Origin of the sequence: Glycomyces sp. YM15 (genome assembly GCF_016918015.1) — a bacterium.
Classification (GTDB): Bacteria; Actinomycetota; Actinomycetes; order Mycobacteriales; family Micromonosporaceae; genus Glycomyces.
The window spans coordinates 38264-63766 of the sequence record NZ_JAERMK010000025.1; the positions used below are offsets into that span (position 1 = coordinate 38264).

General features: G+C 69.4%; 22 protein-coding genes and 1 pseudogene. 12 read left to right on the top strand and 11 right to left on the bottom strand.

The genetic code is table 11. The annotated features are described in order from the left end of the window. The first annotated feature begins 140 nt into the window (after positions 1-140). A complete protein-coding gene (locus JHY01_RS22445) occupies positions 141-383 on the top strand; it encodes a hypothetical protein (RefSeq protein WP_205327939.1) in 243 nt (80 codons plus the stop codon). Here JHY01_RS22445 and JHY01_RS22450 read toward each other — a convergent pair whose 3' ends face one another. The 5 genes from JHY01_RS22450 to lpdA all read right to left on the bottom strand — a co-directional run bounded on the left by JHY01_RS22450 (position 384) and on the right by lpdA (position 6275). Continuing rightward, the gene (locus tag JHY01_RS22450) at positions 384-1349 is read right to left on the bottom strand and encodes a phosphotransferase family protein (protein ID WP_205327940.1); all 966 of its coding nucleotides are present in this window, start codon (positions 1347-1349) and stop codon (positions 384-386) included. Continuing rightward, complete coding sequence (locus tag JHY01_RS22455) at positions 1346-2317, bottom strand: phosphotransferase (RefSeq protein ID WP_205327941.1); 972 nt, start codon at positions 2315-2317, stop codon at positions 1346-1348. Before JHY01_RS22455 ends, JHY01_RS22450 begins: the two co-directional genes overlap by 4 nt. A 102-nt stretch (positions 2318-2419) precedes the next feature. After that, on the bottom strand, positions 2420-2851 hold the full coding sequence (locus JHY01_RS22460; protein WP_205327942.1) for a hypothetical protein: 432 nt from the start codon (positions 2849-2851) through the stop codon (positions 2420-2422). A gap of 289 nt (positions 2852-3140) precedes the next feature. Next, entirely contained in the window at positions 3141-4859 is a 1719-nt protein-coding gene (gene sucB / locus JHY01_RS22465; RefSeq protein ID WP_205327943.1) for a 2-oxoglutarate dehydrogenase, E2 component, dihydrolipoamide succinyltransferase, read from the bottom strand. Positions 4860-4886: 27 nt separating this feature from the next. Continuing rightward, positions 4887-6275, bottom strand: a complete 1389-nt coding sequence (gene lpdA, locus JHY01_RS22470) for a dihydrolipoyl dehydrogenase (RefSeq protein WP_205327944.1) — start codon at positions 6273-6275, stop codon at positions 4887-4889. 166 nt (positions 6276-6441) lie between these two features. On the opposite strand from lpdA, the gene JHY01_RS28220 reads away from it, so the two are divergent. Continuing rightward, positions 6442-6822: an oxidoreductase gene (locus tag JHY01_RS28220; RefSeq protein ID WP_374199576.1), complete on the top strand. Its 381-nt coding sequence runs from the start codon at positions 6442-6444 to the stop codon at positions 6820-6822. 165 nt (positions 6823-6987) lie between these two features. Here JHY01_RS28220 and JHY01_RS22475 read toward each other — a convergent pair. Beyond that, positions 6988-8430, bottom strand: a pseudogene (locus JHY01_RS22475) (leucyl aminopeptidase); the annotation flags it as partial. A gap of 75 nt (positions 8431-8505) precedes the next feature. Here JHY01_RS22475 and gcvT point away from each other — a divergent pair. From gcvT to JHY01_RS22510, 7 genes are all read left to right on the top strand, one after another. Next, the gene (gene gcvT / locus JHY01_RS22480) at positions 8506-9588 is read left to right on the top strand and encodes a glycine cleavage system aminomethyltransferase GcvT (protein WP_205327945.1); all 1083 of its coding nucleotides are present in this window, start codon (positions 8506-8508) and stop codon (positions 9586-9588) included. Between the two features lie 77 nt (positions 9589-9665). Next, positions 9666-10973: a Gfo/Idh/MocA family protein gene (locus tag JHY01_RS22485; protein WP_205327946.1), complete on the top strand. Its 1308-nt coding sequence runs from the start codon at positions 9666-9668 to the stop codon at positions 10971-10973. 83 nt (positions 10974-11056) lie between these two features. Beyond that, on the top strand, positions 11057-12493 hold the full coding sequence (gene uxaC / locus JHY01_RS22490) for a glucuronate isomerase (RefSeq protein ID WP_205327947.1): 1437 nt from the start codon (positions 11057-11059) through the stop codon (positions 12491-12493). A 35-nt stretch (positions 12494-12528) separates the two neighbouring features. After that, entirely contained in the window at positions 12529-13854 is a 1326-nt protein-coding gene (locus tag JHY01_RS22495; RefSeq protein ID WP_205327966.1) for an enolase C-terminal domain-like protein, read from the top strand. Further along, entirely contained in the window at positions 13851-15212 is a 1362-nt protein-coding gene (locus JHY01_RS22500) for a mannitol dehydrogenase family protein (RefSeq protein ID WP_205327948.1), read from the top strand. The genes JHY01_RS22495 and JHY01_RS22500 overlap by 4 nt, the downstream gene beginning before the upstream one ends. Continuing rightward, on the top strand, positions 15209-16342 hold the full coding sequence (locus tag JHY01_RS22505; protein WP_205327949.1) for a Gfo/Idh/MocA family protein: 1134 nt from the start codon (positions 15209-15211) through the stop codon (positions 16340-16342). Before JHY01_RS22500 ends, JHY01_RS22505 begins: the two co-directional genes overlap by 4 nt. A gap of 104 nt (positions 16343-16446) precedes the next feature. Then, a complete protein-coding gene (locus JHY01_RS22510) occupies positions 16447-17526 on the top strand; it encodes a hypothetical protein (RefSeq protein WP_205327950.1) in 1080 nt (359 codons plus the stop codon). A 63-nt stretch (positions 17527-17589) separates the two neighbouring features. Here the strand turns inward: JHY01_RS22510 and JHY01_RS22515 are convergent, their stop codons facing one another. Then, positions 17590-18993, bottom strand: a complete 1404-nt coding sequence (locus JHY01_RS22515; RefSeq protein ID WP_205327951.1) for an RICIN domain-containing protein — start codon at positions 18991-18993, stop codon at positions 17590-17592. A 186-nt stretch (positions 18994-19179) separates the two neighbouring features. Beyond that, a complete protein-coding gene (locus JHY01_RS27490; protein ID WP_275889873.1) occupies positions 19180-19314 on the bottom strand; it encodes a hypothetical protein in 135 nt (44 codons plus the stop codon). Between the two features lie 419 nt (positions 19315-19733). Between JHY01_RS27490 and JHY01_RS22520 the strand changes: the two genes are divergently transcribed. Further along, the gene (locus JHY01_RS22520; RefSeq protein WP_205327952.1) at positions 19734-20702 is read left to right on the top strand and encodes an acetylxylan esterase; all 969 of its coding nucleotides are present in this window, start codon (positions 19734-19736) and stop codon (positions 20700-20702) included. Positions 20703-20758: 56 nt separating this feature from the next. Here JHY01_RS22520 and hisN read toward each other — a convergent pair whose 3' ends face one another. The 3 genes from hisN to aroA all read right to left on the bottom strand — a co-directional run bounded on the left by hisN (position 20759) and on the right by aroA (position 23972). Next, positions 20759-21559, bottom strand: coding sequence for a histidinol-phosphatase (hisN, locus tag JHY01_RS22525; protein WP_205327953.1), 801 nt, complete (start codon positions 21557-21559; stop codon positions 20759-20761). A gap of 65 nt (positions 21560-21624) precedes the next feature. Next, the gene (gene rsgA / locus JHY01_RS22530) at positions 21625-22641 is read right to left on the bottom strand and encodes a ribosome small subunit-dependent GTPase A (RefSeq protein ID WP_205327954.1); all 1017 of its coding nucleotides are present in this window, start codon (positions 22639-22641) and stop codon (positions 21625-21627) included. After that, on the bottom strand, positions 22641-23972 hold the full coding sequence (gene aroA / locus JHY01_RS22535) for a 3-phosphoshikimate 1-carboxyvinyltransferase (RefSeq protein WP_205327955.1): 1332 nt from the start codon (positions 23970-23972) through the stop codon (positions 22641-22643). Before aroA ends, rsgA begins: the two co-directional genes overlap by 1 nt. Before the next feature lie 133 nt (positions 23973-24105). Here aroA and JHY01_RS22540 point away from each other — a divergent pair, with 133 nt between their 5' ends. Beyond that, positions 24106-24846 (top strand): SOS response-associated peptidase, encoded by a 741-nt coding sequence (locus JHY01_RS22540; protein ID WP_205327956.1) that lies wholly within the window; start codon positions 24106-24108, stop codon positions 24844-24846. Between the two features lie 151 nt (positions 24847-24997). Next, positions 24998-25351, top strand: a complete 354-nt coding sequence (locus JHY01_RS22545; protein WP_205327957.1) for a WhiB family transcriptional regulator — start codon at positions 24998-25000, stop codon at positions 25349-25351. Positions 25352-25503: the final 152 nt, after the last annotated feature.

The following is a 25503-nucleotide window of genomic DNA, read 5'->3' on the forward strand; positions in this document are numbered from 1 at the left end:
CGAGGGCGGTCTAATATGTGGGAGATATTTCCTGAATAATGGAATATCCTTCCGATCGCGGTGACGCTTGTCCCGAACCTGACAGGCGACACGGGCTCGCGGTTCCATGGCTTGCTTCCTCCGGCGCTTAGCGTGTCTCCATGAGGAACCTGCCACCTGAACGCCGCGCCGAAGCCCGGGCGGCGGGTCGTGAAACGGTCCGGGTCGCGACGCGGGCGAGACTGGTGAGGGCGGTACTGGCGTTCCTCGACGGGAACGGCGTGCACCTCACCGAGGACGAGCGCGAGCGCTTCAACTCGTGCACCGACGACGCGCGCGTCGAGTCGTGGCTGTTCATGGCCCCGTTCGTATCGAGCGCGTCGGAACTGCTCGCCGAGGAGTGATCACCAGCCGCGTCGATTCGCGAGCCAGTCGGCCGCAGCCAGGCCCGACCAGCGCATCATGTGGTCGACCGCAGGGGAGATCAGGTTCTCAGGGCGGTCCGACCAGCCGCGCAGCAGACCTCCGGTCATGGCCGCGAGCATGGTGTCGAGCTGTTCGTCGGTGACTTCGACGGCGGTGGGATGCCTCCAGAAGAGACTGTCGGCATCGTGTCCGTCGCCGTGGACGGTCAGCAGCATGAGGGTCGTGTCGACCCAGGGGGCCATATAGCGCGGTGAGGTCCAATCGCAGATCCAGGCCCGGCCGTCGCCGATGAGCATGTTGTCGGGGCGGAGGTCGGTGTGCGAGATTCGGTCGGAGGCGATCACGGTGTCGATCTGGGCTTCGAACGCCGCGAGTTCGTCGATGCGGCCTTGGAGTCTGGGCGGCAGGGCGAAGGGCGGCTGCTCGCCTGAGGCGACTGCGTTGAAGGCCTTGAGGCTCCGTCCGGTCTTCACGCCGATGCCCAGTTGGACCAGCGCGGTCGGGGGCGGGTCGAGGGCGTCGGCCGCTTGAGCCCACGCGTCGAGGAGCTGCCGCACCGTCTCCGGCGCCATGGGCAGGGTGACCGGATCGCCTTGCACCGCCTCGAATCCGGTGACCGTCCAGTCCTCCACCTCATCGGTGAAGACGACCTCGGGTGCCGGCACGCCCGACGGCAGCGCCGCGCTGTAGCGGGCTTCCTGCCGGTACATGGCCTGCACCTCTGGGGTCTTCGGGCCCGCTGCCTTGATGAAGTATTCCGTCCCGGAACCGGATCGGACGCGAGCGGCGAAGCCCTTCGTGAATCCGCCGCCCGCGATCCGGATCGAGTCCGGTTCGTCGCCGAGCTCCCTCGCGATGCGGTGGCGCACCGGCGCAGGGAGGTCCGCATAGGAGGGACGGTTCGCGGTGGCGTCGAGGGAGGGCGGGGCGCCGAAGCGGGTCACGACCAGCCTCGGCGCCGGGCGAGCCAGTCGGCCGCTGCGAGGCCGCTCCAGCGCTGGTGGGCCCGGATGTGCGGGGAGACGCCCGGGATCAGCGGTTGGACGGCCTGGCTGAGGTAGTAGCCGATGATCGAGGTGAGGCAGGTGTCGAGCTCGTCGGCGGTAACGCCCGCTGCCGTGGGATGGGCCCAGAAGAGGGCGTCGGCGTCGTGTCCGTCGCCATGGGCCGCAATGAGGAAGCACGCGGTGTCGAACCAGGTCGAGTGGACCTCGACCCAGTTCCAGTCGCAGATCCAGGCTTGCTCGGCGCCGACGATCATGTTGTCCGGGCGCAGATCGAAGTGCATGACGGAGTCGGCGGTCAAGGCCGCGTCGATGCCCTGCTCGAGCCGTGCGAGCTCGTCGATGCGCCCTTCGAGGGCGGGCGGGAGCGGGAACGGGTCGATGCCGCCGGAGTGGACGAAGCCGAATTGGCGCAGTTGGTGGTCGACGGGCCGGGCGCTGACGCCGAGGTCGAGGAGCGCCTGAGGAGCGGGTGTGAGGGCGGCGGCCGCCTTGGCCCAGGCGTCGAGCATGAGGTCGAGGTCGCGCGGGCTCATCGGGAGGGTCGGGGCGCGGCCGTCGACGGCTTCGAAGCCGAGGACGGTCCAGTCCTCGACGTCTTCGGCGAATTCGAAGCGCGGGGCCGGGACGCCTTGGGGGAGTGCGCGGTTGACGCGGGCTTCCTGGCGGAAGGCGTGGACTGCGTAGGAGTTGTCCGGGCCCGCGGCCTTGATGAAGAGCTCGGCGCCGGATTCCGTGCGGACGCGGGCGGCGAAGCCGCTGCTGAAGCCGCCGCCGGCCATGCGGATGTCGGCGGGCTTGCCGCCGAGTTCGGCGATGATGCGCTCTTGGACGTACGCGGGGAGCGTCGACCAGGTGGCGCGGACGGCGGTGGCGTCGTAGGAGACCGTGGGTCCGAATCGGGACATGGGGATGAGTGTGGACGGGCCTCGGCGGTGCCGCAACGGGTTTTGGCGTGCGAGCGGCCCTCGCTGCCGTGGTGGGGACGGCGGCGAGGGCCGAGTTCCATTCTAGGCGTTCGCGAGCAAAGAGGGAATCACCACCGGCAGCACATAGCAACCGATGTCGCCGACGGCGCTGTACGTGAGCGCCCACCTCGCCGTATGCGCGTCACGGCACAGCACCACGAACACCACCGTGCAGCTCAAGGTCCGCTGCGCGTCCGTCATGAACCGCAGCCACGACTCGGCTTGGGCGGGATCGGGTTCGAGTACGGCGTCGAACAGGAGGGCGACGACCCGCTCGCCGTTTTTGGAGTAGTCCGCCGCGACGCAGACGCGGAGGCGGTTCGACTGCTCGGGCAGGGTGAGCGTTCTGCGGGAGACCGTGATGGCGTCGTAGTCGGGAAGGTCGGGGCCGTCGGTCCAGTTGTACAGTTCGGTCGCGAATTCGGGGCGTGTCTCCATCAGCATGGCGAGGAGTTCGTTGTACTCGATCGACATTCGAGTTCCTAACTTCCGCGTGGGGTCACAAAAGGTGGGTTGTAGGAACAACGAGGACACGCTTTGCCGGTTACGGGTAGAAGGTGCGACTTGTGCTGTCCGCCTGCAGATGCAGGAGTGCGGCGTTCGCAGACGGAAGGGGGGGGGGCGGGGGATAACCCAGCGCCCCCGCCCGGGTGTGACACAGTAGGTGAAGGGCCGCTTGCAGGGGCTGGGGGGGGGGGCCCCCCCCGGGGGGGGCCGCCCCCCCCCCCCCCCCCCCCCCCCCTTCCGGTGTCTCCGACTGTCCTTACAGGCCCAGCTGGTGTTCGAAGTTGCCCTCTTCGATGCGCTTGGTGACCGCTTCGAGGTAGCGGGCCGCGTCGGCGCCGTCGATGAGACGGTGGTCGTAGCTCAGCGTCAGGTGCATGACCGATCGCACCGCGATGACCTCGCCCAGTTCAGGGTCGTTGATCACGCGGGGGCGCTTGACGATCGCGGCGGTGCCGAGGATCGCGGACTGCCCGAGCGGGACGATCGGCGTGTCGAACAGCGCGCCGACCGAACCGGTGTTGGTGATGGTGAACGTGGCGCCGAACAGGTCGTCGGGCGCCAGGCCGCCGTCACGGGCCTTCTTGGCGATATCGGCGATCCGCTTGGCCAGGCCCGGGATGTTCAGGTCGCCGGCGTTCTTGACGACCGGGACGATGAGGCCCTTCGGCGTGTCCACCGCGAAGCCCACGTGCTCGGCCTCGGGGTAGGTGATCGTCTTCTCCTCCATGTTCATGGAGGCGTTGACGATCGGGTACTGCTGCAGCGCCTCGATCGCGGCGATCGAGAAGAACGGCAGGAAGGAGAGCTTCACGCCGTGGCGGGCGAGGAACTCGTCCTTCTTGGCCGCGCGGAGCTTCGCCACCTTCGTGACGTCCACTTCGCGCACCGTCGTCAGCTGGGCCGTGGACTGCATCGAGTTCAGCAGCGCCTTGGCGGCGGCCTGACGCAGACGGCTCATCTTCTCGGTGCGGCCGCGCAGCGGGCTGACCTCGGCCGGGGCCGGAGCGGCCTTGGCCGGGGCGGCAGCCGCCGGAGCGGGCTCGGGAGCCTTCTTGGCGTCGATGACGGCCTGGACGTCCTCCTTGCGGATGCGTCCGCCCACTCCGGAACCGGTGACCTCGGAGAGGTCCACGCCGTTCTCGGAGGCGAGCTTGCGCACCAGCGGCGTCACGTAGGAACCCGAGGGCTTCGACGCGGCGGGAGCTGCCGGCGCAGGAGCGGTCTCCGGCGCGGCCGGGGCCGGCTTGGTCGGCGTGCTCTCGGCCTGAGCAGGAGCGGGCTCCGGCTCGGGTTCGGGTTCGGACTTCACAGCCGGGGTCGGCTCGGCGGCCGGGGCCGGAGCGGCGGCAGCGGCCGAACCGGAACCGACGATCGCGAGCACGGCACCGACTTCGGCGGTCTCGTCCTCGGCGACCCGGATCTCCAGCAGCGTGCCCGCGGCCGGGGACGGGATCTCCGTGTCGACCTTGTCGGTCGAGATCTCCAGCAGCGGCTCGTCCACCTCGACGGTGTCGCCCACGGCCTTGAGCCACGACGTGACGGTGCCCTCGGTGACCGACTCGCCCAGCTCGGGGAGCAGGACCTCCGTGCCTTCGGCCGCACCCGCGGCGGGAGCGGCAGGCGCCTCAGCGGCGGGAGCCGGGGCCGGAGCGGCCTCGGTCTTCGCCTCGGGCTCAGGCTCGGGCAGCGGCTCCTGGGCCGGGGCCGGAGCCGCCGGTGCGTCCCCGGTCACCTCGGACGGGTCGCCGATGATCGCCAGCTCGCCGCCGACCTCGACGTCCGTGTCCTCGGGGACCACGATCTTCAGCAGCACACCCGCGACCGGCGAGGGAACCTCGGTGTCGACCTTGTCGGTCGAGACTTCGAGGAGCGGCTCGTCGACCTCGACGGTCTCGCCTTCCTTCTTGAGCCACTGGGTGACGGTTCCCTCGGTGACCGACTCACCGAGAGCGGGCATCGTTACCGATGTCGGCATCGTTCGTTCAACTCCTGCGGTTGTGGATTAGTCGTGGGCGTGCAGCGGCTTGCCGGCCAGCAGCATCGCCGCTTCGCCGATCGCCTCGTTCTGGGTGGGGTGCATGTGGATCAGCTGGGCGACGTCGTTCGCGTAGGCCTCCCAGTTGTAGATCAGCTCGGCTTCGCCGATCTGCTCGGAGATGCGCGCGCCGACCATGTGGACGCCGACGATCGGGCCGTCCTCGACCGCCACGAGCTTGATGAAGCCCTGGGTCTTGAGGATGTTCGACTTGCCGTTGCCCGCGAGGTTGTAGTTGACCGACTTGATCTTGTCCGCCCCGTACTTCTCCTTCGCCTTGTCCTCGTTGAGGCCCATGGAGGCCACCTCGGGCTCGGTGAAGGTGACGCGCGGGATCCCGGTCTCGTCGATCGGGGTCGGGTGCAGACCGGCGATGTGCTCGGCCACGAAGATGCCCTGCAGGAAGCCGCGGTGCGCGAGCTGGATGCCGGGGACGATGTCGCCGACGGCGTAGACGTTCGGCAGGTTCGTCAGCAGGTTGTCGTCGACCAGGACGAAGCCCCGGTCCATGTTGACGCCCTGCTCCTGGTAGCCGATGCCGTCCGTGACGGGGCCGCGGCCGACGGCCACGAGCACCAGGTCGCCCTCGACGACGGTGCCGCCCGCGATGGTGACCTGCACGCCCGAGGCGGTCCTCTCGACCTTCTCGAAGAACTTGCCGGTGTGGAACTTGATGCCGCGCTTGCGGAACGCGCGCTCCAGCTGCTTCGACGAGTCGGCGTCCTCGGCCGCGATGAGGCGGGGGAGGCCCTCGATGATCTCGACCTCGACGCCCAGCGACTTCCAGGCGGAGGCGAACTCGACGCCGATGACGCCGCCGCCGATGACGATGGCCTTGTTCGGCAGCTCGGTGAGCTCGAGCGCGTGCTCGGAGGAGATGACCTTCTCGCCGTCGATCTCAAGCCCCGGAAGGGTCTTGGAGTACGAGCCGGTGGCGAGGACGATGTTGCGGCCGGTGACCTTCCGGCCGTTGTCGACCTCGATCGTGTTCGGGCCGACGAGCTTGCCGGTGCCCTGGATGAACTCGACCTTGTGGGCCTTGACCAGGCCCTGGAGGCCCTTGTACAGCTTGGAGACGACGTCGTCCTTGTACTTCTTGACGGCCGGCATGTCGACGCCCTTGAACTCGGCCAGGATGCCGAACTGCTCGGACTCGCGAGCGGTGTCGGCGACCTCGCCGGCGTGGAGCAGCGCCTTGGTGGGGATGCAGCCGCGGTGCAGACAGGTGCCGCCGACCTTGTCCTTCTCGATCAGGGCCACCGACAGCCCCAGCTCAGCCGCGCGGAACGCGCTGGCGTAGCCGCCGCTGCCGCCGCCCAGGATGACGACGTCGTATCCTGCGTTCGGGTCGCTCATTGCTCTCCCCACTTAACGATGCTTAGGTTCGGAGCCCATCCTTCCACCGGCGACGACTCTTGATCGGCCAGACCCTGTGGTTGGAGTGTGCAACACCATTCAACCGCTTGCTGGGAGCATTCCGAAAGTCCCCTTCGTGTGCGGCTGGACACAGGCGTCCTAGCGCATGTGTACGCTTGGAATTCACGCCTCAAGTGGTGCGGGAGGAGCGGCCGTGGGCTTGTTCGGACGGAAGAGGAAACAGGGCAAGGGGACGCTGGACCGTGCCTCTGACAACGCTGACCAGCGGCATCTGATCGATTTCATCAAGACGCGCACCGGTGTCGAGGCCTACCTCGAGCCGAAGACCACCGTCACTGAGACGACGGTCATGCTCATCGCGCATGACGGTGAGTGGACGCGGCGCCGCGTCGACGGCCCGGCGGGCGCGTTCGCCCTGGGCCGCAAGTACAACACCCCGGTGTACGAGGTCGCCAAGACTGGATATCCGCAGCGTAAGCGGGATTTCGACGCTCGTCGGAAGCTCGAGCAGCAGCGCCAGCAGTAGCGATCTCGACCCTCGGCAACACAACGATTCCGCAATATTCACCGCACTGTCCCGCCACTTGGTGGTGAGGGCACGCGGACGAGAAGAGGGCCCGGCGTCAGCCGGGCCCACACGCACAACAAGTGGGTTAGCGGCGCACACTTCGAGCAGCCCCACCAGCGGGCGCACCGGGAAACCCGTCGCGCCCTTCGCGATGTACCCGTAAGACGAGTCCGAATCGGCCGGGCCCGCGATGTCGAGGTGCGCCCACGGCAATTCCTCGGGCACGAACTTCGACAGGAAGATCCCGCCCTGGACCATGTGGCCGTCGCGCTTGAGGCCGGTCGCGCACTGCGAGACGTCGGCGATCGACGACTCCATGAGCTTCACGATGTCCTCGGGGAACGGCATCGGCCAGCCGTGCTCGCCGGTGACCTCGCCGATGCGCCGCAGCCGCTCGGTCTCGGTGTCGGTGCCCATGAGGCCCATGGTGCGCCGCCCCAGGGCGATGAGCTGCCCGCCGGTGAGCGTCGCCACATCGTAGAGCGCGTCGGGCTCGTCCTCGAGGGCGCGCGAGATCGCGTCGGCGAGCACGAGCCGCCCTTCGGCGTCGGTGTTCAGCACCTCCACGGTCTTGCCGCCGCGGATGGTGATCACATCGGAGGGGCGGAACGAGGATCCGGAGAGCATGTTCTCGGCCAGCGCCACCGTGCACGTGACGTTGACGCCGAGGCCGAGCTTCGCGGCGGCGATCGTCGCGCCGACCACGGCCGCGGCTCCGGCCATGTCGCCCTTCATGTCCCACATGCCCGCACCGGGCTTGATGTTGATGCCGCCGGAGTCGAAGGTGATGCCCTTGCCGACGAACGCGACGTGCTTGGTCGCCCCTTCGGGCCGGTAGGTGAGGCGGACCAGGCGCGGTTCGGCGGAGGAGCCGCCGCCGACGGCGAGGATGCCGCCGTAGCCGCCCGCGGAGAGCGCTTCGGCGTCCAGGATCTCGACGTCGACGCCCGCCGCGGTGGCGGCCTGCTCGATCTCGACGGCGAAGGTGGGCGGGCGCAGCAGGTTCGCGGGGGCGTCGGCCCAGTCCTTGACGAGGGCGACGCTCGAGGCGATCGAGGCGACCGCGGCGACGGTGTCCTCGCTCGCACCGTAGACCCGCACCTCCTCGGGGGCGGCGTCGCCGTTCCCCTCGGTCTTGTAGCCCTCGAACTTGTAGGCGCCCAGGGCCGCGCCGGTGGCGGTGGCCTCGGGGTCGCCTTCGAACGCGATGGCCGCGGTCGTCTTGCCGAACGCGGCGCGCACGGCGGTGCCGGCGGCGCGGCGGAGGGTCTCGTCGTCGAGGTCGTCGGCGTCGCCGAGCCCGACCGCGTAGACGAGCGTCGCGGCGAGCCCGTCAGGGGCGGGGAGGCGGGTGAGCGACGAGGCTGATCCGGTGTTGCCGAGGACCGCGAGCTGCTCGGCGAGGCGTCCGCCGAAGGCGGCGTCGACGCCCGCGAGGCTCTCGGGGATCACGGGGGCGTCCTCGCCGGAGAAGACGCCGACGACGAGCACGTCGGCCTCAGCGGCTGCGGGATCGCCTTCGGCGGCTTGCAGCACGGTGCCCGAGGCGGAGATCAGAGCTGTCACGATCCATCCTTAGCTGTTCTTGGGACCAAATGCTCCGATCCTAGCCACTGGGACGGCCGCGATAGTCTCTGTCCCATGTCGGAGACACTGCTCACCTCGCCCCTGCACGAACGCCACCTGGCCCACGGCGCCAAGTTCGCCGAGTTCGCCGGTTGGGACATGCCGCTCCAGTACTCGAGCGGCGTGCTCGCCGAGCACCAGGCGGTGCGCACCCGGGTGGGCGCGTTCGACGTCTCGCACCTGGGCAAGATCTGGGTGACGGGGCCGGGCGCGGCGGCGTTCGTGAACCGGTGCCTCGCGAACGACCTCGACCGGATCGGGGCGGGCGGCGCGCAGTACACGCTGTGCCTCGATGCGTCCGGGGGCGTGGTCGACGACCTCATCGCGTACCGCTTCTCGGACGACGAGATCTTCCTGATCCCCAACGCCGCCAACACGGCTGAGGTGGCGCGCCGGTTGAGCGAGGCCGCCCCTGAGGGGATCGAGGTGCGCGACGTGCACCGCGGCTTCGCGGTGATCGCGGTGCAGGGCCCCGAGTCGCCCCGCATCCTCGAGTACCTGGGCCTGCCGCACGACCACGAGTACATGACCTTCCGCGAGCATCTGGTGGACACGGCCGACGTGATCGTCTGCCGCTCCGGCTACACGGGCGAGACCGGTTTCGAGCTGGTCGTGCCGAACGAGGCGGCCGTGGACCTGTGGGACGGCATCCTCGTCGCGGGCGCGGTCCCGTGCGGGCTCGGCGCGCGCGACACGCTGCGCCTGGAGATGGGCTACCCGCTGCACGGCCAGGACCTGAGCCTCGACATCACGCCGGTGCAGGCGCGCCTGAACTGGGCGATCGGCTGGGACAAGCCCGAGTTCTGGGGCAAGGAGGCGCTGGAAGCGGAGCGCGCCGAAGGGCCGAAGCGGAAGCTCTGGGGCCTGGAGGCCACGGGCAAGGGGGTGCCGCGCGCCCACATGTCGGTCATGGACGGCGACGAGATCGTGGGGGAGACCACATCGGGTACGCATGCGCCGACTCTGAAGAAGGGTGTGGCGCTGGCCCTGCTCGACGCGGGGTACAAGCCCGGGGCCGAGCTTGAACTGGACGTGCGTGGCCGCCGGTTGCCAATTCGAGTCGTCAAGCCCCCCTTTACGAAAGCCACGCCGAAATAAGCCCAGCCAGATCCGGCTCTTGATTGCGGCAAGTTTCTCCGATAGCGTTTACCAAAACTCGCCGACGAAGGAGTCACATGCCTGGCACGCCGCATCGCTATGCCCTCGTGGGAACCGGCTCACGCGCCACGATGTACCGCAAGGCCATCACCGAGCGGAGCGGCAAAGCCCGCCTCGTCGCCCTCGCGGACACCAACGCCAAGCGCATCGCCCGCCACATGGAGGCGATCGAGGCAGCGGGCCACCCCGCCCCCGCCGCCTACGCCGCAGCCGACTTCGACAAGCTCCTCGCCGAGACCGACCCCGACACCGTCATCGTCACCTCGGTCGACGCCACGCACCACGAGTACCTCCTCGCCGCGCTCGCCGCCGACAAGGACGTCATCTGCGAGAAGCCGCTGACGACCACCGGCGAGCACGCCGCCGTGATCATCGAGGCCGAAGCACGGTCGAAGGGCACCGTCACCGTCACCTTCAACTACCGCTACAACCCCCTGCACGAGAAGGTCGCCGAACTCCTGCGCGACGGCGCCATCGGCGAGATCACCTCCGTCGGGTTCGACTGGCTCCTCGACACCCGCCACGGCGCCGACTACTTCCGCCGCTGGCACCGCGTGGCCGAGAACTCCGGCGGCCTCCTCGTCCACAAGTCCGGCCACCACTTCGACCTCGTCAACTGGTGGCTCGACGCCGCGCCCGTGCGCGCCTTCGCCAAGGGCAAGCTCGCCTTCTACGGCGAGAACGGCAAGCGCAACGGCCACGACCGCGGCTACGCCCGCGTCCACGGCTCCCTCCTCGCCTCCGACGACCCGTTCGCGCTCCACATGGAGGACAGCCCCGGCCTCAAGGAGATGTACCTCGACGCCGAGGACGAGGACGGCTACATCCGCGACCAGTCCGTGTTCGCGCCCGGCGTCACCATCTACGACGACATGATGGCCCTCGTCGACTACGACTCCGGCGTCACGCTCTCCTACCGGCTCACCGCCTACTCGCCCTGGGAGGGCTACCGGGTGCACTTCAACGGCACCCAGGGCCGCCTCGAACTCCTCGTCGTCGAGAACGACCACGTGAACCCGGCCCTCAAGGGCCCCAACGGCGCCAGCCTCCACGGCACCCACGCCGCCCCCGAAGAGGGCTGGTACGAGCTCACCCTCCACCCCTTCTGGACCAAGCCTCAGAGAATCGACCTCGGCGAATACCAGCGGGCCGGGCACGGCGGCGGCGACAAGGTCATGCTCGGCGTCCTCTTCGACGGCGACACCGACCCCCACGACCGCTCCGCCAACGCGCAGGACGGCGTGAACGCCCTCGCCGCGGGCCTCGCCGCGAACGCCTCCATCGAGACCGGACTCCCGGTCGAAGTCGCCGACCTCTTGAAATAGGACACCCCAGATGAGGCCCGCACCCGTCGCCCCACCCAACCGGCTCGCTTCGCTCGCCTCTCCCCAAACCGGAGTAAACACCGATGAGTCTTAACCCCGACCGGTTGTTCCCGGCCGACGAGCGCACGCGCGCCATCGCCCGGGAACTCCACCAGCGCACCGTCGACCTGCCGCTGGTCAGCCCCCACGGACACGTCGACCCGCGCCTGATCTCGGAGAACCAGCCGTTCCCCGACCCGGCCCGCCTCTTCGTCGTCCCCGACCACTACCTGACCCGGATGCTCTACAGCCAGGGCGTGACCCCCGCCGAGATGGGCGTCCCCTCCGTCGACGGCACCCCCTCCGAAATCGACGGACGCACGATCTGGCGCCGCTTCGCCGAGCACTACCGCCTGTTCCGCGGCACCCCCTCCAAGATGTGGCTCGACCACACCTTCGCCGAGGTCTTCGGGATCTACAAGGAACTCGGCGCCGACACCGCCGACGAGTTCTACGACCACCTCTCCGCGCGCCTCACCGAACCCGCCTACCGGCCCCGGGCCCTGTTCGACCGGTTCAACATCGAAGTGCTCGCCACCACCGAATCCCCCGTGGACTCCCTCGAGCCGCACGCCGCGCTGGCCGGCATGCCCGCCGCGGACGGCCGCCGGTGGGGCGGCAAGGGCGGCAAGGTCGTCACCACGTTCCGGCCGGACAACATGATCGAACCCGGCTGGCCCGGCTGGAAGGAGCGCGTCGAGCGCCTGGCCGAGCTCACCGGCGAGGACACGTCCACGTTCGACGGGTTCCTCGCGGCCCTGCGCACCCGCCGCCAGGACTTCATCAACGCCGGCGCCACCTGCACCGACCACGGCAACCTCACGGCGGCGACCGAAGACGACCCGAAGGCCGCCGCCGAGATCTACGCCAAGGCCCTCAACGGCGAAGCCGACGAGGACTCGATCCTGCGCTTCCCGGCGCTCATGCTCACCGAGTTCGCTCGCATGAGCGTCGAAGACGGCCTGGTCATGCAGCTCCACCCGGGCTCGAACCGCAACCACAACCAGTGGCTCTACGACGGCTGGGGCCGCGACGTCGGCGGCGACATCCCGAACGCCACCGAGTACACGCGGGCGCTCAAGCCCCTCCTCGACGCGTTCGGCAACAACCCGCGCTTCCGGATCGTCCTCTACACGCTCGACGAGACCGTGTTCAGCCGCGAACTCGCCCCGCTCGCGGGCGGCTACGCCTCGGTGTTCCTCGGCGCGCCCTGGTGGTTCCTCGACTCCCCGGAGGGCATGCGCCGCTTCAGGGAGGCCGTGCACGAGACCGCCGGGTTCTACAACACCGCCGGGTTCGTCGACGACACCCGCGCGTTCTGCTCCATCCCCGCCCGGCACGACGTGGCCCGCCGCATCGACGCCGCCTACCTGGCCCGCCTCGTCGCCGAGCACCGGATGACCGAGCACGAAGCCGCCGAGGTCGCCATCGACCTCGCCTATCACCAGCCCCGCAAGATCTATGGATTGGATGCCCAGTGACGGAGCAAACCTACGGCTCGCAAGCATCGCCGAGGGTGCAGACCTACGGCTCGCAAGCATCGCCGAGGACGCGGATCGAACGCCTCGAAGTCCACGACGTGCGGTTCCCGACCGCGACCGCCGGCGACGGCTCGGACTCGATCAACCGCGCCGACTACTCGGCCTGCTACGTCGAGCTGTTCACCGACGGCGGCCCCACCGGCACCGGCTTCACCTTCACCGGCGGACGCGGCACCGAGATCGTCGCCCAAGCCGTGAAGGCCTTCGCGCACCTCGTCACCGGCAAGACCGTCGAGGAGATCTTCGCCAACCCCGTCGAGTTCTCTCGCTCGATCATCCAGGAACCGCAGATCCGCTGGCTCGGCCCCGAGAAGGGCGCCACCCACATGGCCGTCGGCGCCATCGTCAACGCCGTCTGGGACCTGCGCGCCAAGCTCGAAGGCAAGCCCATGTGGCGGCTCCTCGCCGAAATGGACTCCGCCGAACTCGCCGCCCAGATCGACTACCGGCACATCGAGGACGAGCTCACCCCCGCCGAAGCCGAAGCGATCCTCGACGAAGGCCGCATCGGCTACGAGGACCGCCTCAAGGTCCTCCAGAACGACGGCTTCCCCGCGTACACCACCTCCGTCGGCTGGCTCGGCTACGACGACGACAAGGTCCGCGCCCTCACCGAGCGGGCCGTCGCCGAAGGCTGGAGCGCCGCCAAGATGAAAGTCGGCTCGCCCGACGTCGCCGACGACGTGCGCCGCGCCGGCATCATCCGCGACGTCCTCGGCCCCGACCGCCTGCTCATGATGGACGCCAACCAGATCTGGTCCGTCCCCGAAGCCATCGAGAACATGAAGCACCTCGCGGCCTTCGACCCCTACTGGATCGAAGAGCCCACCCACCCCGACGACATCCTCGGCCACGCCAGGATCGCCAAGGCCGTCAACCCGATCCGCGTCGCCACCGGCGAAGTCGCCGCCAACCGCGTCATCTTCAAACAGCTCCTCCAGGCCGAGGCCATCCAGGTCTGCCAGATCGACGCCTGCCGCGTCGCCGGCATCCCCGAAGTCCTCGCCACCCTCCTCATGGCCGCCAAGCACGGCGTCGACGTCTGCCCGCACTCCGGCGGCGTGGGCCTCTGCGAATACGTGCAGCACCTCGGCATGTTCGAATACCTTCGAGTGGGGAAGACCTTGGAGGGCCGCATGATCGAGTACGTCGACCACCTGCACGAGCACTACACCGACCCGGTCACGGTCGTCGACGGGCGCTACCGCCTGCCCACCCAGCCCGGGTACTCGGTCACGCTCAAGGACGAATCCATCGCGGAATTCTCGTTCCCGAACGGCCCGGCATGGCGGCGCCCGTGAGAGAGGTGCTGAACAACTCCGTCCTGAAGCGGCTCCCCGGGGACGTGCAAGTCCCCGGGGACCGCCCCCAGACCTCCGGCGTCCTCCACCTCGGTGCCGGTGCCTTCCACCGCGCCCACCAGGCCGTCTACACCGACGACACCGACTGGGGCATCACCGTCGCCGCACCCCGCTCCCGCGACGTCATCGACGCCCTCGCCGAGCAGGACGGCCTCTTCTCCGTCGCGACCCTCGGCCCCGAGGGCGCCTCGACGCGCGTCATAGGCTCGATCGTCGACACCGTCCACATCGCCTCCGAACACCGGCGGGCCGTGGACCTCGTCGCCGCCGAGACCACCCACGTCGTCACCCTCACCGTCACCGAGAAGGCCTACCGCGACCCCAACGGCGTCCCCGGCCTCCTCGCCGAAGGCCTCGCGAAGCGCGCCGCCCAAGGCGGACCACCCCTCACCGTCCTCTGCTGCGACAACCTGCCCGACAACGGCAAGACCACCCGCGCCGCCGTCGAACCCCTCCTCGACCCGGCCACGCTCGCCTGGGCCGACGAGCACGTCACCTTCCCCTCCAGCATGGTCGACCGCATCGTCCCCGCCTCCACCAAGACCACCTACGAAAGGGCCCTCGGCGAACTCGGCGTCACCGACCTCGCCGCCGTCGAAGCCGAACCCTTCACCCAGTGGGTCATCGAAGACGACTTCGCCGGACCCCGCCCCGCCTGGGACGCCACCTACACCCACGACGTCGCCGGATGGGAGCGCTTGAAACTCCGCACCCTCAACGGCGTCCACTCCACCCTCGCCTACCTCGGCGCGCTCGCCGACATCGAGACCATCAGCGACACCCTCGCCCTCCCCGGCGCCGAGGCGTTCGCCCGCTGGCTCATCGCCGAGCAGATCGCGCCCAGCCTCACCCCGCCCGACGGGCAGGACACCGTCGAATACGGCGAAGGCGTCCTCGACCGCTTCAGGAACCCCGGCATCCGCCACCGATGCCTCCAGATCGCCATGGACGGCTCCCAGAAGCTCCCGCAGCGGCTCTTCGCCACCATCGCCGACCTCGCCGAAGCACGCGTCGACCTCGACCTCATCGCGCTCCCGCTCGCCGCCTGGACCCGCTTCTGCGCAGGCAAGAGCGACAACGGCACCGAACTGCCGCTCGACGACCCGCTCAAAGACGCCATCCGCCAGAGCCTCACCGCCGCCGGGGCCAACCCCGCCGCACGCGTCGACGCTATCCTCGGGCTCCACCAGATCGTCCCCGAAACCGTCGCCGACAACCACCAGCTGCGCCGGGCCGCCGCCAAATGGCTGCGCGAACTCGACCGGCACGGCGTCGCCACCACACTGGAGCACTTGTGACCGAGACCCGCACGCCCCGCATCGCCCTCGTGGGCGCCAACGGATACGGCCTGCACCACCGCCACAACCTCGAACCCCGCCGCCGCAGCGGCGAACTCGACTTCGTGGCCCTGTGCGACACCGCCGAGATCTACGAGGACGACGCCATCCCCGTCGGCGACCTCCCCGTCTTCGACGACTACCAGGCCATGCTCGACGCCACCGACCCCGACGTCGTCATCATCGCCACCCCGCCCCCCACGCACCTGCCCATCGCCAGCGCCGCGATGCGCCACGGCGCCGACGTCTACCTCGAGAAGCCCCCGGTCGCGAACCTCGCCGAATACGCCGCGCTCTACGCGGTCATGACCGAGACCGGCCGCAACGTCCAGGTCGGCTTCCAAGCCCTCGGCTCCCACGCGTTCAACGCCCTCCGCGACGCCATCGAAGCCGGAGAGCTCGGCGACGTCGAAGCCGTCTCGGTCGCGGGCTCCTGGCGCCGCCCCGACTCCTACTACCGCCGCTCCCCTTGGGCCGGAAAGCGAGAGGCGAACGGCACCCTCATCGCCGACGGCGCCCTCGCCAATCCGTTCGCGCACGCCTCCCAGGAGGCCATCGCGCTGGCGGGGGACTGGCCGCTGGACGGCGAGATCGAGCTCGAGCGCCTGCGCACCCGCGAGAACATCGAAGTGGACGACACCGCCGTCTGGCGCGCGACCAACAAGAACGGCGTGCAGATCACGGTGGCCGTGACGCTCTGCGGCGACCGGAAGCTCGAAGGCGACGTGTACGTGCGCGGCACCAAGGGCGAGGCCTGGTTCGAGTACCCGACCGACCGGCTCCTCCTGCCCGGTGAGTCGGAGCCGAAGCAGTACGGCCGCACGGACCTGCTCGACAACCTGCTGGCGCACCGCAACAAGGGCGTCGGCCTCATCTCGGGTCTGCGCCGGGCGAAGACCTTCACCGGTGTCCTGGAACGCGTCCTGAACGACCCGATCCCGCGCCTCGTCGACGCCGAGCACCTCGAGCGCGTCAGCGGCACTGAGCTCCCGAACGACGGGGTGACCATCCTCAAGGGAGCCGACCAGGCGGTCGAAGACGCCGCACGCCAAGGAAAGCTCTTCAGCGAACTCGGCCTGCCCTGGGCCTGACTGGGGCGACGTCCGCGGGCCCCGCAACGGGTCCGCGGACGTCACGACTGGGGCTGATAGCGTTTCCTCTCCCCCCATAAAAGAGGAACGACATGCTCCGACACTTGCCCCAGTACATCCAGATCCGCTATCTGGCCTACCTCACGATCTTCAAAGGCCCAGAAGCCTCGGACGCGGCGACCCGCCTGCTCACGGGCACATACCCCGCTGAACTGAAGGCGGATTACGAACCACACCCACTCACCGGATTCACTGCCCTCCGCGATCTCGACACTCAGCGGTTCATGCCGCCCTCCGACACCGAGCTCGAAATCGACAAGGCCGCGAGTGCCGGAGATTGGCGGACGGCGGCTGCCTTGCTCGACCAGACCTGGCGGCGATGGGACGAGCGATCACACGTCACCTACCTCCTTTCCAAGGCCGCAGTGAAGAACGACTCGTGGCTCAAGGAGTGGGAGGAGTCCGAACCGGACAATCCGGGAGCGCTGCTGGTCCGTGCGAACAGAACGGTCAGGTACGCCTGGGAGGTGCGCGGGGCATTGCGCGCCAGACACCTCACCGACAAGCAGATTCATGGCTTTCGGCACTACATCGAGCTGGCCGAAGGACTCATGGAGCAGGCGATTGCCGCTGCTCCAGAGGACCCGACACCATACCGATACATGCTGCGCATCGCGAGAGGGCGAGGTTGGTCCCACAGCGCAATGGAGAACCTTTGGGAGGAGTTCACCAGCAGGCACCCCCACGGGTTCGACGGTCATCTGTCAGCGCTCCAGTACTGGTGCGCGAAGTGGCGAGGTTCGCACGACAAGGCGCGCTCCTTCGCCGTCGCGGCGGCCGAGAACGCACCCAAGGGCACGTTCCTCAGTGTGCTCCCCCTGATCGCGGCGTTCGAGCAGCACGGGCTGACGGCGCACAGGCAATACCGGACGCGCCAGGTGAAGTCGGCGGTCGATTCCTGCCTGGAGGAGTTGTCCTCATTCGGCGAGGTGGATTCCCACATCGTCCGCCAGGTCAGGCATGTGCTGGCGTACTTCCTGAATCGGCTCGGCCGGCACGGGGAGGCCGTCGAGCAGTTCCGAGCGATCGACGGCCACATTTTCACGCTCCCGTGGTCGTACTACCCGAATACGGTCCAGGAGTACGGCTGGTTCCGCCGCGACTCGGTGCGCCGGCAGCGCTGACCGCGTTCACGGAGTCCGGGCCCCCGACGGCGACGCCGAGGGCCCGACGGCTCGACCGGTCGTCTAACGTGCTCCGGCGCCGCCGCTCACGATCGACGCGACCTGCGAGGGCGTGTCGAGGGAGAACGAGTACGGGACGCTGCCGACGGACCCGCTGGAGACGGGCGTCGGGGAGCTGACCAGGTGGTTGTTGCGCGAGACGACCCGGCCCGCGGGCGAGTCGCCCTGGCCGAGGTCGACGGCTCGGTTGCAGTTCTCGAGGTAGTTGCCCTCGAAGATGACGCCGGCCTCCATGGTCGTCGCGACGCAGTACGAGCCGATGTTGCGGTAGTAGTTGTTGTAGACGTGCACCGGGTTGCCGAAGCGGACCCGTGGCGTGCGCTGGTTGGTGCCGTTGAAGTAGTTGTGGTGGTAGGACACTCGCAGGTGTCCGCGGTCCTGGCTTCCGTTCGAGTCGGAGTGGCCGAGCAGGCAGGTCTTGTCGGTGCCGTTGAACCGGTTCCAGGAGACGGTCACGAAGTCGGACGCGCGCTTGATGTCGCAGGCCCCGTCGTAGCCGGGCTGGAAGGTGTTGTGGTCGATCCAGATGTTGGTCGAGCCTTCCTGGACGTTGATGCCGTCGTCGGAGTAGTCCCGGAAGGTCATGTTCTGGATGATGACGTTCCGGTCGCCGCTGATGTTGAGCCCGCCGCCGGTGAAGGTCGCGCCGGAGTTGCCGACGATCGTGGTGTTCGATCCGACGCGGACCATGCCCGACAGGGCGATGGTGCCGCTGACGCGCACGACCTTCGCGGAGTCGCCGGACACCGCCGAGGCGAACGCCGAGGCCGAGGTGACGGTGACCGGCGAGGCGCTGCCGCCGCCGGTCGTGCCGCCGTTCTGGGTCGCCCAGCCGGCCAGCCCGCCGGTCTGTTGCGTGCCGACCGGCACGAGTTGCCACTGCTGGTTCACCGCGCCGGTCGCGTCGTACTGGGAGATGCGGGAGCCTGCCGCGGACGACCACTCCCAGACGTCGAGGGCCTTGCCGGAGAACCGGTTGACGAACGTGGCGTAGCCGCCGGACTCGTTCACCAGCCACTGCTGGTTGGTGGCGTTGAGGTCGTTCCACTGCGCGATGGTCGCGCCGTTCTCGGCGTTCCACTCCCACACGTCGAACACCAGGTTCGAGTGCCGGGCCTGGATGCGGTAGTAGCCGCCGCCGGAGTCGAGGAAGCGGAACTGCTGGTTGGTGCCGCCCGTCTGGTTGTACTGGACGATCTCGGCGCCGCCCGCGGTGCTCGCGTTGAGCACGTCGAGGACGAGGCCGGAGTGCCGGGACTTGAGGTGGTACCACGTGCCGGTCTGGACCGCGTGTGCCGGGCTCGCGGCCAGGAGTCCCGCGCTCGCGGCGGCGGGTACGGCCGCGGTGAGGCCCGCGACCTTCCAGAATCGGCGCCGGGAGTACCGGCCGTCGAGGATGTTCCCCATGAGCAGAGATCCTTTCGGAGGGGATGAGAGACTAAGACATCGATGACGCTCGATGTGAGGATGTTAGCGCTCTCCCGAGAATCTTGGCAAGCAGTTGCAGTGAGTCCGTCCAAAATATAAAGCGACGGGGCCGGCGAGACGCCGTCGGCCCCGTCTGGCGCGTGTGGCGCGCAGAGGCGCGTGGGGCTACTTCGCGCCGGCGCCCTCGCCGACGATGCCCGGCACGGCGTCGGCCGCGTCGGCCGCGTACTCGTACGGCAGCGCGGTGTCGACCGAGCCCGCGGTGAGGATCTCCCCGGGGCCGTCGAGGACGTTGTCCATCGCGACGAGGCGGCCCGGTGCCGAGTCGCCCTCGCCGATGCGGGTCCCAGTCGTTCATCCCCGAGATCGTGATCTCGTCGCCGAGACGGACGATGAGTCCGCCTTCACCGATCGCGGCCGGGAACTCGTCGGTGCCGGGGGCGGCGACCTCTTCGGGGCCGCCGGTGACGCCGCCGTTCTGGCTCGGCCATCCGAGCGGGCCGTCCTGCGCGGGAGCGACCTGATCGAGGGCGGGCTCTTCTGCGCCGGCGTACTGGGTCGCCCAACGCCCAGACGCCCAGACGCCCAGACCGCTCGTGGCCGCTGCAGCGCCCGCACGCCGAAATGAAGGGAAATGAATCGATATGCTCACCCGGTGAGAGTGGCAGGGCAAGCGGTTGCGATTGCAATAGTTCGTTTGGTCGTGCTACAAACTCTCCATGGCTCTTTTCGACCTTCCCCTTGAACAGCTTCGCGAATACCGCCCGGAGGTGCCCGAACCGGCCGACTTCGACGAATTCTGGAAGTCCACGCTCACCGACGCGGCCACCCACGACCTCGACGTCAGGCTTGAACCGTTCGCGACCGACCTGGTCCAGGTGGAGGTCCACGACGTCGTCTTCGCCGGCTTCGGCGGCCACCCCATCAAGGCCTGGCTCGTCAAGCCCAAGGGCGTCGAAGGCCCGCTTCCCTGCGTCGTCGAGTACATCGGCTACTCCGGCGGCCGCTCCTACCCGTGGGCGCACACCACCTATCCCGCCGCCGGCTGGGCCCACCTCGTCATGGACACCCGCGGCCAGGGCTTCGGCAACTGGCAGCCCGGCGACACCGGCGACCCCTACGGCACCACCGGACCCACCAACAAGGGCTGGATGACCCAGGGCATCGAAGACCCCGAGCACTACTACTACCGGCGCGTCTTCACCGACGCGGTCCGCGCCGTCGACGTCGCCAAGGGCCTCGACGGGATCGACCCCGACCGGATCGTGGTCGCGGGCGGCAGCCAGGGCGGCGGCATCGCCCAGGCCGTCGGAGGGCTGCGCGACGACCTCGCCGGCGCGATGATCGACGTGCCGTTCCTGACCTACTTCCGCCGCGCCGCCACGATCACCGACTCCTATCCCTACAAGGAGATCGGTGAATTCCTCTCGGGCCAGCGCCTGAGCGAGGAGCGGGCGTTCGCGACCCTCGACTACTTCGACGGCCTCAACTTCGCCGCCCGCGGCACCGCCCCCGCGCTCTACTCGGTCGCCCTCATGGACGACGTCTGCCCGCCCTCCACCGTGTTCGCGGCCTACAACCGCTGGCAGGGCGAGAAGCGGATCACCGTGTGGCCGTGGAACGGCCACGAAGGCGGCGGCATCCTGCAGCGCGGCGAGCAACTCAAGTTCCTGGCAGCGCACCGCTAGACGACATGAGAAACAGGGGGCGTGACCGTTGCGGTCACGCCCCCTTCCGCTTCGTCTTACAGCTCCCGGATCTTCAAGCGCTCCAAAGCCTGCTCGTGCAGCAGCCCGTTCGTCGCGAGCGCGGAGCCGCCGTCGGGACCCGCGCGTCCTCGCAGATCCGTGAACGTCCCGCCCGCCTCTTCGACGATCAACGCCAGCGGCGCCAGGTCCCAAAGGGCCACTTCGGGTTCGGCCGCGATGTCCACGGCCCCCTCGGCGAGCAGGCAGTACGAGTAGAAGTCGCCGAAGCCGCGTTCGCGCCACGCCTCGTGGAGCAGCCCCAGCATCGCGCCCTGACGGTCGAGCTTGGCCCAGCCGGTGATCGAGGAGATGCTCACCGAGGCGTCGGAGAGCTTCCCGACCTTCGAGACGTGGATCCGCTTGCCCGCGCGCTGGTCGCGTCCGGCGAACGCGCCCGCGCCCTTCATGGCCCACCAGCGGCGCCCGAGCGCGGGGGCACTCACGACGCCGACGACCGGCTCGCCCCGGTCGAACAGGGCGATGAGCGTGGCCCAGATCGGCACGCCGCGAACGTAGTTGCGGGTGGCGTCGATCGGGTCGATGACCCACTTGCGGCCCGAGGCCCCTGGGTTGTCACCGAACTCCTCGCCGAAGATCCCGTCCCGGGGGCGGGCGCGGGCGAGGGTCGAGCGCAGCACCTCCTCGATCGTGGTGTCCGCGTCGCTGACCTCGGTCATGTCCGGCTTGGAGGAGACCCGCAGGTCGGAGGACCGGAACCGGCTGTTGCCGATCTGGGCGGCGCTGTCCGCGAGCAGGTGCGCGAGGCCGAGATCGTCGTTGTAGCTGGAGGTGGGCATGGGCTCATCCTAACGAGGCCCCGACAGAGGCGCCGACCAGCGAGGCGACGAACAGATGAACGCGGCTAGTTCTTGGTGTCGGCCTCGTGGAGAGACGCGAGCACGCGCCGGAACGAGGCGAGGCGGCCCGCTCGCGGGTCGTCGGGGCCGATCGCGGCGTCGAGGGCGCAGTCGCCGATCTCGGGCGTGTGCGTGCACCCTCGCGGGCAGTCCTGGGCGACCTCCTCCAGTTCGGGGAAGGCCTTCAGGATCGAGTCGGCGGTGACATGGGCGAGTCCGAACGAGCGCACACCGGGCGTGTCGATGACCCAGCCGCCGCCGGGCAGCGCGAACGAGACCGTGCTCGTCGAGGTGTGCGAGCCCTTGCCGATGGAGCGGACCTCGCTGACGGCGCGCCCGGCCCCGGGCACGAGCCGGTTCACCAGCGTCGACTTGCCGACGCCGGAGTGCCCGAAGAACACGTTCTCCTTGTCGCGCAGGAGCGCCACGAGGTCGTCGAGCGGCGCGTCGGGCTCGGTGGCGGTGATGGTGAGGTCGAGCTGGGAGTAGTAGGAGCGGACCTCGGCGACGAGCTCGGGCGCGAGGTCGTGCTTGGTCAGGCACAGCACCGGCGCGACCCCGGCGTCGTAGGCGGCGACGAGGCACCGGTCGACGAACCCGTACCGCAGCGGCGGGTCGATGAGGCTGGCGACGACCACGAGCTGGTCCACATTGGCGACGACGACGCGCTCGGTGGCGTTCTCGTCGTCGGCCGAGCGCCGCAGCTCCCCGTGGCGCGGTTCGATCCGCACGATCCGGGCGAGGGTGCCGGGGTCGCCGGAGCGGTCGCCGACGAGCGCGGCGCGGTCGCCGACCACGATGGACTGCTTGCCGAGCTCACGGGCCTTCATGGCCGTGACGATGACGCCGTCGACCAGGCAGGTGTAGCGGCCGCGGTCGACCGCGGTGACGAAGCCCTCCTGCGCGTGCTCGTGCTTGGGGCGGATCTTGGTGCGCGGCCGGGAGCGGCGGGTCGGCCGCACCCTGACGTCGTCCTCGTCCCACTTCTCGTCGTCCTCGGCATCCCAGTCCGGCTGCGGCACTAAGCGTCAGCCCCTTCGCTCGGCTCGGCGTTCCCGTGTCCGAGGACCGACTGCTCCCACACCTCGGCGAAGTCCGGCCAGGTCTTGGAGACGCAGTTGACGTCGGAGAGCTTGAGTCCGGGGATGACCAGTCCGGCCACGGCACCCGCGTGGGCCATGCGGTGGTCGTCGTAGGTCTCCCAGGTGCCGGTGGTGTGGCCGCCCTTGTTGACGCGGAAGCCGTCCTCGAACTCGTCGACGTCCGCGCCGATCTTGCGCAGCTCGGTCACGAGCGCGGAGACCCGGTCGGTCTCGTGGCCTCGGATGTGGGCGACACCGCGGATCGCGAAGGGGCCCTTGTTGACGCCGAACAGCGCGGCGAGCGTGGGCGTCAGCTCGGCGGCGTCGGCGAGGTCCAGTTCGATCGGCGGCACCGAGGGCGCGCCGACGACGGTGAGGCCGCCGCGGCTCCACTCGACGCGGGAGCCGAGCTGGACGAGGATGTCGCGGATCTTGTCCCCGGCCTGCGTGGTCTCGGTCGGCCAGCCCTCGACGGTGATCCGGCCGCCGACGGCGACGGCCCCGATGAGGAACGGCGCGGCGTTCTGCAGGTCGGGCTCGATGACCCATTCGCGGCCCTCGAGCTCGCCGGGCGCGACCCGCCAGCGGTTCGGCTCGGAGTCGTCGACCTCGGCCCCCGCCTGGCGCAGCATGTGCACGACCATGTCGAGGTAGGGGCGGCTCGGGACCGGGCGATCGCCGACGTGGCGCAGGTCGAGGCCCTGCTCGAAGCGGGGCGCGGCCATCAGGAGCGCGCTCACCAGCTGCGAGGTCTTGGAAGCGTCGATGTCGAGCGCCCCGCCCTTGACGCTGCCGTGGGCGTTCACGGTGAACGGCAGGGCGAGCCGCCCGCCGTCGTCGATCGCGACACCGAGGTCCCGGAGCGCCTTGATGACGCCGTCGTTGGGGCGCTTGCGGGCGTGCGGGTCGCCGTCGAAGGCGACCGGGCCGTCCGCGAGCGCCGCGACGGGAGGCAGGAACCGCATCACGGTCCCGGCGAGCCCGCAGTCGACCTCGCCGCCGCCCTCGAAGACCCCCGGTGTGATGGTCCAGAGCTCGTCGTCGCCCGTGTCCACCGCGACGCCGATGGACCGCAGCCCCTCGGCCATGAGCAGGGAGTCACGGGCGATGAGGGGCCGCCGGATCGTGGAAGGACCGGAAGCGAGCGCGGCGAGGATGAGGGCGCGGGCCGTCATCGACTTCGAGCCGGGCACGCGGACGACCGCGTCGAGCTCGGCCTCGGCGTAAGGAGTCTCCCAGCGGCGCTTCTTCGGGGCGGTGGTTGCGTTCACGCCGCCATTCTAGAGGCCCGCGAGCTGCGGACTCGAAGGTCGGCGGATCGGGGGTGGCGCGGATGGGGCCGCCGCGGGCGGCGTCCCGGAATTGAGGAGCCGGAGTGTCGGTGGCAGGGTTTACCGTGAGGGCATGTGCGGAAGGTACGCCAACAGCAAGTCGAGCTCGGACATGGCCGCGCTCTTCGACGCCGAAGACCTCATCGCCGGTGCCTGGGAGCCGCGGTACAACATCGCGCCCACGACGCCGGCGCCTATCGTGCGCCGCTCCAGGTCCAAGGACGAGCGCGTCGTCGAACTCGCTCGCTGGGGCCTCGTGCCGCCCTGGGCCTCCGACCCCGCCATCGGCACCCGCATGTTCAACGCCCGCATCGAGACCGTCGCCACGTCGCGGGCCTACAGGCGGGCCTTCGCGTCCCGCCGCGCCCTCGTCCCGGCCGACGGCTGGTACGAGTGGCGCAAGCTCCCCGGCGGCGGCAAGCAGCCCTACTTCTTCACCCGGCCCGGCGGCGTCGTCCTCGCGGGCCTCTGGGAGACGTGGTACATGGACGTCTCCCAGGCATCGAAGCAACCGCGCCAAGGCGACCTCAACCTCCTGACCTTCACGGTCCTCACCTGTCCCGCCATGGGCGAGGCGATCGAGACCGTTCACGACCGGATGCCGTACGTCCTGCCGCCCGAGCGGTTCGCGGCCTGGCTGGGGGAGGAGGACGCCGACGAAGGCGAACTGCTCGCGGGCCCCGCCCCGTCGCTCCCCGACGACATCGAGATCCGGAAGGTCGGCCGTGCGGTCGGCCGCGCCGACAACGAGGGCCCCGAACTCGTCCGTCCCGTCGACGCTGAGGAAGGTCCCTCGACGATCCCTGGATTGTGAAATCAATCACTATAGCGTGTAGGTATCTGTACCCCATGTCGTCGGTCTTTCGTGTACAAGCCCGCGCTGGTCGAACGGAATCGCTTCCCGAGGCGATCCCTCCAAGGCCCGCACCCAACGGCTCTGCATCCAAACGAAGAGGGAGGCAGCAATGCGGCGAATCCGCCCCGACGAGGTAGCTCGAGCCCGGAGAGACCCCCGGCTGCTCGACGCCGCCGAATACCGCAACGAGATCATCCGAGGCGCCTACCGGATGAGCGGCGACGCCTGGCTCCGCCAAGGCAACTGCGCCGACGCCGAGCCCGACGTCATGTACCCCGAACCCCGCGAGCCCATCGACGAGGCGCTCGCCATGTGCGCGTCCTGCCCGGTGCGCACGCCCTGCCTGGTCCGGGCGCTGGAGGCCCGCGACCGCCACGGCGTCTGGGGGGCCACCGCGCCCCGCGAGCGCCGGGCGATGATCGAAGTCTGGAAGGACATCAATCCCCTGGCGGTCGGCGCCTAGCCGAGCCCGCCGCATCGAAAGCCGCGACCGCTGGCCCCAGCGGAGGTCGCGGCTTTTCGCCGTCCAGTGAAGCCGTGCGGCATCGGCGATTCCAGCCTCCCCGGACCGGCGACGGTGTCATTGTTCGCCGGCCCGGGGCAGGTACTGGGAGT

Coding starts and splice junctions, on each gene's coding strand:
- JHY01_RS22445 (WP_205327939.1), top strand. CDS start 141: ATGAGGAACCTGCCACCTGAACGCCGCGCCGAAGCCCGGGCGGCGGGT.
- JHY01_RS22455 (WP_205327941.1), bottom strand. CDS start 2,317: ATGTCCCGATTCGGACCCACGGTCTCCTACGACGCCACCGCCGTCCGC.
- JHY01_RS22460 (WP_205327942.1), bottom strand. CDS start 2,851: ATGTCGATCGAGTACAACGAACTCCTCGCCATGCTGATGGAGACACGC.
- sucB (WP_205327943.1), bottom strand. CDS start 4,859: ATGCCGACATCGGTAACGATGCCCGCTCTCGGTGAGTCGGTCACCGAG.
- lpdA (WP_205327944.1), bottom strand. CDS start 6,275: ATGAGCGACCCGAACGCAGGATACGACGTCGTCATCCTGGGCGGCGGC.
- JHY01_RS28220 (WP_374199576.1), top strand. CDS start 6,442: ATGTGTACGCTTGGAATTCACGCCTCAAGTGGTGCGGGAGGAGCGGCC.
- gcvT (WP_205327945.1), top strand. CDS start 8,506: ATGTCGGAGACACTGCTCACCTCGCCCCTGCACGAACGCCACCTGGCC.
- JHY01_RS22485 (WP_205327946.1), top strand. CDS start 9,666: ATGCCTGGCACGCCGCATCGCTATGCCCTCGTGGGAACCGGCTCACGC.
- uxaC (WP_205327947.1), top strand. CDS start 11,057: ATGAGTCTTAACCCCGACCGGTTGTTCCCGGCCGACGAGCGCACGCGC.
- JHY01_RS22515 (WP_205327951.1), bottom strand. CDS start 18,993: ATGGGGAACATCCTCGACGGCCGGTACTCCCGGCGCCGATTCTGGAAG.
- JHY01_RS27490 (WP_275889873.1), bottom strand. CDS start 19,314: ATGGACAACGTCCTCGACGGCCCCGGGGAGATCCTCACCGCGGGCTCG.
- JHY01_RS22520 (WP_205327952.1), top strand. CDS start 19,734: ATGGCTCTTTTCGACCTTCCCCTTGAACAGCTTCGCGAATACCGCCCG.
- hisN (WP_205327953.1), bottom strand. CDS start 21,559: ATGCCCACCTCCAGCTACAACGACGATCTCGGCCTCGCGCACCTGCTC.
- JHY01_RS22540 (WP_205327956.1), top strand. CDS start 24,106: ATGTGCGGAAGGTACGCCAACAGCAAGTCGAGCTCGGACATGGCCGCG.
- JHY01_RS22545 (WP_205327957.1), top strand. CDS start 24,998: ATGCGGCGAATCCGCCCCGACGAGGTAGCTCGAGCCCGGAGAGACCCC.